This window comes from Armatimonas sp., assembly GCF_031410135.1.
Classification (GTDB): domain Bacteria; phylum Armatimonadota; class Armatimonadia; order Armatimonadales; family Armatimonadaceae; genus Armatimonas.
In genome coordinates this window covers 1-7,995 of the sequence record NZ_JANNYP010000296.1, presented here as the reverse complement: position 1 = coordinate 7,995, position 7,995 = coordinate 1, and the positions used below count along the sequence as shown (strand labels likewise).

Below are 7,995 nucleotides of genomic sequence, written 5' to 3'. Positions count from 1 at the left end.
GTGATGCAAAAGCTGAATTTACATTTCCATGAGGTGTGCCCCCGCTGGAACTATACCTTCAAGCCGCGCTTGATAGAAACACACGAGCAAGGTTCAATCGCATAACCAAGAAACGGAAGTAGATTTTGGACGACTACTTAGAATCTTTCCAACCTAGCTGAGGATACTTATCCAAGGTTTAGGTCGTCGGGGAGATTATACCTGTCTGCCGAGAGAGCACTCTCTAGCCATGCTCAGATTTCGGTCTGAGTAACGAGAGTGCTCTTAAAGCAAGAAGGAAAGGGATAGCTCTCTGGCGAACCCCTTTGCCATGACAAAGAAAGTTGCGGTAGTGGGTTATGGGGCGGCATTTAACATGGGCCGACACCACCTACGAGAGATGGAGCGAGCGGGCATGATCCCGACCGCCGTGTGTGATCTGGACAAAGAGCGGCTCAAAGCGGCTCGCCAGGACTTCCCTGGCATCAAGACCTATACCCGCGTCGCCTCGCTGCTCAGCAAGACCGATGTGGACTTGGTGACAGTTATCACGCCCCATGTCACCCATGCTCCTCTAGCGCTTCAGTGCCTCAAGGCGGGGCGTGCCGTGGTGATCGAGAAACCAATGACCGTGACAACAGCCCAGTGTGATCGTCTGATCGCTGAGGCCCAGAAGCAAAATGTCTTACTCTCGACCTACCATAACCGGCACTGGGACGGCCATGTCCTCAAAGCTCTCGAAGTCATCGGCAGCGGCGAGATCGGCGAGGTCTATAAAATTGAGGCGCACATGGGAGGCTGGGGTCATCCGCGTGAGTGGTGGCGCTCTCAGCGGAGTATCTCCGGCGGGATTCTCTACGACTGGGGCGTGCACCTGCTCGAATACGCGCTCCAGATCCTCCATCCCTCAGAGCTGGTCGAAGTGAGTGGCTATGCCAAAACGGGCTTCTGGCAAGATCAGCTCCCCTACGGCGACGATGTCAACGAGGATGAGGCGCAGCTCACGGCCCGCTTCGCGGATGGCCGCTGGCTCTCCCTCAATGTCTCCCATCTCGATAGTAACCCGAAAAACGAGCGCGGTGTTCTGGAGATTACGGGGACGAAGGGCACCTACATCATGCACTTCGACCGCTATATTGTCCGCAAGCACGAGGGCACGGAGCTGACGATCCGCGAGGACAAGAACTCCCCCAGCGAGGGCCAGAAGTTCTACAACAATATCGCGGCGGCGCTGGAGGGCAAAGAGGAGCTGATCATCACCCCGCAGTGGGCACGCCGCCCGGTGCATATCCTTGATCTGGCTGTCCAGAGCGCCCAAAAAGGCCGCGCCGTTCCCGCCAAGTACGCCTAAGCACCACCCGTTGTAGGGGTGGTGCTGGAGCACTGCCGATTGGAACGGCGGTGCTGGAGAGCCTTCGGCTACAAAGGCCGTTCCTGCCATAAATCCGAAAATTGGGTATGGGCGGCACGCCCTTCGCAGCTTTAGCTCTCCAGTCCCCTCGTTCTAATCGAGGGGACTCTCGGAAACCTAGCGGAAACAGTGGGCGGCTAAATTAGGCGTAGAATGGTCACTGTGGCCCATGACGCTTTTTTGCGTGAGAAAGTGGGCTTTGAGCGTGTCGCTTTTTGAAACATATGAGCTGGGTGGGTTTTATGATGAGCTGATGCAGGCACCTGGCGTGCCGCAAACACACTCACGGGCGCTGATGACCCACCTACAGTCCATGTCGCCTCTCGAATTTGCCCAGCGCGCTCGCTTGGCCGAGACGCTGATGATGCAGCAGGGCATCACGTTTAATGTCTACGGCGCAGATGGGGGCGTGGAGCGAGCGTTTCCCTTCGATCTGGTGCCGCGTGTGCTCACCAGCCACGAGTGGGAAACCATCGAGCAGGGGCTTACCCAGCGGCTCACGGCGCTCAATCTCTTCCTTTGGGACATCTACCATGAGCAGAAGATCCTCAAAGATGGTGTCGTCCCTCGGGCACTGGTGATGGGGGCGGCGCACTTCCGCCGCGAGTTCATGGGAGCCGATCCACCCGGTGGGGTCTATGTCCATATCTGCGGCACCGACTTAATCCGCGACACCGATGGCAAGTTCTATGTCTTAGAAGACAATCTCCGAACGCCCTCGGGGGTCTCCTACATGCTGGAGAACCGCGCGATTCTTGCTAGGGTGATGCCCCAGCTCTTTCAGGACATGGGAGTGCGCCCCATCTCCGACTACACCGCGCATCTCCTCAACAACCTGCGGGCGCTCGCTCCCGCGCACCGTGGCGATGACCCGACCGTGGTGCTTCTGACGCCCGGTGTCTACAACAGCGCCTACTACGAGCACTCGTATCTGGCGCAGCAGCTTGGGATTCCTCTGGTCGAGGGCCGCGATCTGATCGTCGAGGAGAATATCGTCTTCATGAAGACGACACATGGTCTGAAGCGTGTGGACGTGATCTACCGCCGTGTGGACGATGACTTCCTCGATCCGCTCCTCTTCCGCTCAGACTCGAAGCTTGGCGTGGCAGGGCTGGTCAATGCCTACCGCGCGGGCAATGTCGCACTGGCAAACTCGATTGGAACGGGGGTCGCCGATGACAAAGTGATCTATGCCTACGTGCCGCAGATTATCAAGTACTACCTTGATCAAGAGGCGATCCTGCCCAATGTCACCACCTATCCTGCGTTCGAGGACAGCCACCGCGCCTATATTCTGGCCAACTTAGATAAGCTAGTCGTCAAAGCCGCCAACGAGTCGGGGGGCTACGGCATGCTGATGGGGCCGCAGGCCAGCCTCTCGGAGCGCGAGGTCTTCGCCGAGCTGGTGAAAGCAAATCCGCGCAACTACATCGCACAGCCCCTGATACACCTCTCCCGAGCGCCCGCCTTTGTGGAGCCAGGGCGCTTCGAGGGCCGCCACGTGGACCTGCGTCCGTTCGCGCTCTGTGATAGAGACTTGAAAGTGACTATTGTGCCGGGGGGCCTGACCCGCGTCGCGTTGAAGAAAGGCTCATATGTCGTGAACTCGTCGCAAGGGGGCGGCAGCAAAGACACCTGGGTTTTAGGAAAGGAGAGCTCTCATGCTCAGTCGTGAGGCCGACGCGTGCTTCTGGATCGGGCGGTATGTCGAGCGTGCCGAGGCGACGGCGCGCATGCTGGATGTGCACTACCACGCCACGCTCGAAGGCGTTCCGGGCATGCTCGCCTGGGAGTCCGTCCTCGCCATCGCGGACTGCGCTGAGGACTTTCACAAGCACCACGACCAGCTCAACGAGCGCACCGCTATCCAGTACTTTGTCTTTGACACCAGCAACCCCGGCTCGATTGTCTCGGCCCTCACGTATGCCCGGGAGAACGCCCGCTCGATTCGGGAGATGGTGGCCTCGGAGATATGGGAGTGCCTGAATATGGTCTATCTGGAGCTAAAAGAGTGGGACGTCGACCGTGCGCTCGCTGGGACGCCCCATGCTTTTTTCACCAAGATCAAGAACGCCGCGCATCTCTTCCACGGCATTACCTACCGCACTCAGCTCCTCAACGAGACCCGCGACTGGCTCCGCGTCGGGACTTTCCTAGAGCGCGCCGACCAGACCGTGCGCCTCTTAGATGTCAAGTACCACGACTTGCTCCCTGCCACCCGCGCCGGAAAGCCGGAGATCGGGGGGCTTGGGGTCGGCGGCCCCGCAGACATTCACGGCTGGATCGCGGTTCTGCGCTCCGTGAGTGCCTTTGAGATGTACCGTAAGACCCATCGTGAGGGGATCCATCCGGCAGGCGTGGTGGACTTTCTGGTGCTCAACCCGATCTTTCCGGCGTCGGTGCGCTACAGCATCGGGCAGACCGAGGAGGCACTACGCCGCGTCAGTGGAACGTCGCCCAGTAGCCCTGCCACCTGTGACCCTGAGCGCCTCATCGGTCGCCTCCGCGCCGAGCTCAACTACGCCCGCGCCGATGAGATCATTGTCGCAGGCTTGCACGAGTATCTGGAGAGTGTCCAGAAGCGCTGCACCGAAATTGGCGGTAGTATCACCAAAACGTATCTCTCGTACCAGTAACCGTGCCGGTTGGGCGCCTCCCCCGTTAGAGGGGGGAGGCTGGAGAGCTAAAGCTACAAAGGGCCACCCAGAGGGTACCCGGCCCATATTACCGAGTAAACTCGGTATGGCCGTGACGGCCTTTGTAGCGGAGTGCGCGACGCTCTCCAGCCCCGCCCCGGGTACCCTCTGGGTGAACGGGCGGGGGAAAATAAATTGTGATCTATCGCATTCGTCACACAACTGAATATGCCTACCCCGCTTCTGTGCGCAACAGCCACAACGAGCTACGTCTCATGCCGCTGAGCGATCTGTGGCAGACCTGTCGCCGCTTTGAGCTACACGTAGAGCCGGAGACACGCCTCTTTACCTACGAGCTCCCCGACGGTCATGTGCACCACTTCAGCCATAGATTGCCCCACCACTTCCTGAAGATCACCGCCGATTCCGAGGTGGAGAGCATCAAGAGTAACCCTTTTGCGTCCCTGGATCTCATCAGCGATGATGCCGCGTTCTACCGACAGACCTCTCTCTACAACAACTTCTGCGAGTTTCTGGATCCCAGTGAGCGCGTCCCCAACGACCGCTACATCCAGATCGAGTGCGAGCAGATCGCCGCCTCGGCGAAGATCGAGGCGCTGAGCTGTAGCACTGCCTCGTTTCTGATCGCCCTTACCAAGCTCCTGAAGCGCGAGTTTCGCTACGAGCCGGGAAGCACGCATGTCCACACCAAGATCGAGGAGATCTTTATCTACCGGCGTGGCGTCTGCCAGGACTTCGCTCAGGTGATGCTGGCGGTCTGCCGGAACCAGGGAATCCCCGCACGCTATGTTAGTGGGTATCTCTACACTGGCCACAACGGACTGGTCAGCAACGATGCCACCCATGCCTGGGTCGAGTGTCTTCTTCCCGATGGTCACTGGCACGGCTTCGATCCCACCAATGACATGGTGGTCAACGATGCCTACATCCGAACCCACACAGGCCGGGACTACAGCGATGTTGCCCCTGTACGCGGTATCTACAAAGGCCCTGCGGCGACGAAACTGGAGGTCATGGTCACGGTCAAGCGCGTAGAAAGCGAACCGTAGCCACGATACAATAGCCGCATGTCCTCCCTCACCCTTGCCGGACTTGATCCCCATGCCTGCGGCCTGCCAGCTCCTCTCTCAGATGACATTGTGCGCTTAGAAGCGCTTTTCTCCGAAGTGCTCGCCGAGCAAGAGGGGGCGGAGTTTGTTGCACTCTCTCGCAAGCTGATGGAGACAGCCCACACGGAAAATATCACGCCCTCAGGCCTGCTGGCGGCGTTACCGGAGCTGACAGACTCTGCGGTCTGTGCGCGGCTACTGCGGGCGGTGACCGTACTCTTCCAGCTCCTCAATACGGCGGAGCAAAAAGAGATTGTACGGGTGAACCGAGGGCGCAAGGAGCCGCGCTCGGAGTCTATTCGTGAGGGAATTCAAAAGCTTAAGGAGCAGGGGCTCAGCGCAAGTGAGGTGCAGACACTTCTCCATAAAATAGAGATCTGCCCGACTCTGACCGCCCACCCCACGGAAGCGCGTCGCCGGGCGGTGCTCGATAAGCTACTACGCGTCGCGGAGGGGCTTGCGCTGCGAACCCAGACCGCCGATGGTTCGCACCTAGACCAGCCGTTGGAGGGCGACCCGAGTGTGCGCGCCGATGAGAACCTGCGCCGCGCCCTCACCGAGCTCTGGCAGACCGATGAGATTCGCATCACCCCCATCACCGTTCCCGAAGAGGCCCGCAACGCCTTGTACTTCTTTGAGCGGACGATTTTTCGGGTTGTCGCCTGGCTTCACGCCGATTTGAGACGTGCGCTGGAGGAGAGCTACCCGGGTGTCGCGTTCGAGGTGCCCGTCTTTGTGAGCTACCGCTCGTGGGTCGGGGGCGATCGTGATGGCAACCCAAACGTGACGGCAAAGATCACCTGGGAGACCCTCAAAGAGCACCGGCGAATCGCGCTGGAGTTCTTTGTCGAGCGCGTGGAGAGTGTCCGTAAGGCACTGACACTCTCCGTGAAGCGTATCGCGCCGGGCGATCCTCTGCTGGCCTCGGTCGAGCGCGATCTGGCCGAGGTGCCGATTCCTGAGAGCCGCCGCCTGCGCCATATCGGGGAGCCCTATGTGCTCAAGCTGATCTGCGTGCGAGAGCGCCTGCTTGCCAATTTGGGCAATGCGCCCCACGCCTACGCTAGCGCCGATGCCTTTCTGGCTGACCTGACGCTGCTCCAAGACACCCTGCGCCGCAACCATGCGGCATCGGTGGCGGATGCGGGTGATGTGGCCGATCTCCTCGTACAGGCCCGCACTTTTGGTTTTCATCTTGCGCCGCTCGATGTCCGCCAGCACAGTGATGTTCATGTGAAAGCAGTCACCGAGATTCTCGCTCTGGCGGGAGTCACGGCCAACTACGCGGCTCTCTCGGAGGAAGAGAAAGTCGCCATTCTGCGCTGGGAGCTGCGCTCGCCCCGGCCTCTGGTCAGCCGCGATGCCCTCCTCTCCGCCCAGACTCGCGAAGTCCTCGATGTCTTTGAGGTGATCCGTCGCGCCCGCCGGGAGCTCTCCGAGAAAAGTGTGGTGTGCTACATCATCAGCATGACCCACGGCGCGAGCGATCTCTTAGAACCACTGCTGCTTGCCAAAGAGATCGGCCTCGCCGGGGAACTCGATATCGTGCCGCTCTTTGAGACCATTGACGACTTGCACCACTGTGGCGACTTGATGGCTGAGGTTTTTAAGATCCCCGAGTACAAGGCGCACCTGACCACCCGAAAGAACTTCCAGGAGATCATGCTGGGCTACTCGGACTCCAGCAAAGACGGCGGCTTTCTCGCAGCGAACTGGGCCTTGCAAGCCACGCAGGAGAAGATCGCCCAAGTCTGTCACGAGGCGGGGATCACGCTCCGGCTCTTCCACGGGCGCGGCGGGACGGTCGGGCGGGGTGGCGGACGCGCCAACAAAGCGATTCTTGCTCAGCCTCCGGGAAGCTTCGATGGTCGCATTCGCTTCACCGAACAGGGAGAAGTGATTTCTTTCCGCTACGGCCTCGCCCCGATTGCCCACCGGCACTTGGAGCAGATCGTCAACGCCGCCCTTCAGGCCGCCAGCCCCAAGCGCGAGGCCAAAGAGAGCGAGGAAGGCAAGGTGGTGCTGGTGCAGATGGCGCAGAAGAGCCGCGAGCTCTACCGCGCCATGGTGCACGACGACCCGAGCTTCTGGACGTTCTTTGCCCAGGCCACGCCCATTGCGCACATCAGCAAACTCCCCATCGCCTCACGCCCTGTCTCGCGCAGTGGAAAAGCCCTTGCCAGCGTGGACGATCTCCGAGCGATCCCATGGGTCTTCTCCTGGATTCAGAGCCGCTACATCGTCCCCGGCTGGTTTGGCCTCGGGAGCGCTCTGGAGTGGTACATCGGCGAGGACGCGGAAAAGCTCGCCCTGATGCAGTCGCTCTGGCGCGACTGGGCGTTCTTTAAGACCGTGGTGGACAATGCCCAGCTAGAGCTCACCCGCACCCACCTGCCCACCGCCAAGCTCTACGCCGACCGCTGCGACGACCCAGCCCTGCGCGACAAATTCCACAACCTCATCGCAGGCGAGCACGCCCGCACGATCAAGTGGGTTCAGCGCCTCACCGGTCAGACCGGCGAGCTCATGGACCACGCCCCCGTTGTCCGCGCCACGGTTCATCTGCGAAACCCCGCCGTCCTGCCGCTGTCTTTGCTGCAAGTCGCACTCATGGAGCGACAGGAAAAAGAAGGCGAGAGCGATCTCCTGCGCGAGGCGATTCTTCTCTCCATCACCGGAATCGCCGCCGCCATGCAGAGCACGGGGTAGAGACCACCCCATGGAATGGGGCGTCAACAGTGGCTTTGTGGCGCTTGCGCCATTGCAGACGCCGGTTTCCAACCGGCGGCACGGGGTAGAATGAGCCATGAAGCCGTGGCGTAAAGTTCTGGGCATCCTG

At 60.3% G+C, this 7,995-nt stretch carries 5 protein-coding genes; all 5 read left to right on the top strand.

What is annotated here, in order from left to right; genetic code table 11:
• Positions 1–310 precede the first annotated feature (310 nt).
• The 5 genes from RMO15_RS10745 to ppc all read left to right on the top strand — a co-directional run bounded on the left by RMO15_RS10745 (position 311) and on the right by ppc (position 7,865).
• A complete protein-coding gene (locus RMO15_RS10745; protein WP_309711821.1) occupies positions 311–1,330 on the top strand; it encodes a Gfo/Idh/MocA family oxidoreductase in 1,020 nt (339 codons plus the stop codon).
• A 229-nt stretch (positions 1,331–1,559) separates the two neighbouring features.
• Positions 1,560–3,065 (top strand): circularly permuted type 2 ATP-grasp protein, encoded by a 1,506-nt coding sequence (locus tag RMO15_RS10740; RefSeq protein ID WP_369016101.1) that lies wholly within the window; start codon positions 1,560–1,562, stop codon positions 3,063–3,065.
• The gene (locus tag RMO15_RS10735) at positions 3,052–4,026 is read left to right on the top strand and encodes an alpha-E domain-containing protein (RefSeq protein WP_309711816.1); all 975 of its coding nucleotides are present in this window, start codon (positions 3,052–3,054) and stop codon (positions 4,024–4,026) included. Before RMO15_RS10740 ends, RMO15_RS10735 begins: the two co-directional genes overlap by 14 nt.
• Positions 4,027–4,223: 197 nt before the next feature.
• Complete coding sequence (locus RMO15_RS10730) at positions 4,224–5,096, top strand: transglutaminase family protein (protein WP_309711813.1); 873 nt, start codon at positions 4,224–4,226, stop codon at positions 5,094–5,096.
• Between the two features lie 18 nt (positions 5,097–5,114).
• Complete coding sequence (gene ppc / locus RMO15_RS10725) at positions 5,115–7,865, top strand: phosphoenolpyruvate carboxylase (RefSeq protein WP_309711810.1); 2,751 nt, start codon at positions 5,115–5,117, stop codon at positions 7,863–7,865.
• Positions 7,866–7,995: the final 130 nt, after the last annotated feature.

What these genes read in the sequence shown, in the direction of transcription:
- RMO15_RS10745 (WP_309711821.1), top strand. Translation starts at nt 311, where the DNA reads ATGACAAAGAAAGTTGCGGTAGTGGGTTATGGGGCGGCATTTAACATG.
- RMO15_RS10740 (WP_369016101.1), top strand. Translation starts at nt 1,560, where the DNA reads ATGACGCTTTTTTGCGTGAGAAAGTGGGCTTTGAGCGTGTCGCTTTTT.
- RMO15_RS10735 (WP_309711816.1), top strand. Translation starts at nt 3,052, where the DNA reads ATGCTCAGTCGTGAGGCCGACGCGTGCTTCTGGATCGGGCGGTATGTC.
- ppc (WP_309711810.1), top strand. Translation starts at nt 5,115, where the DNA reads ATGTCCTCCCTCACCCTTGCCGGACTTGATCCCCATGCCTGCGGCCTG.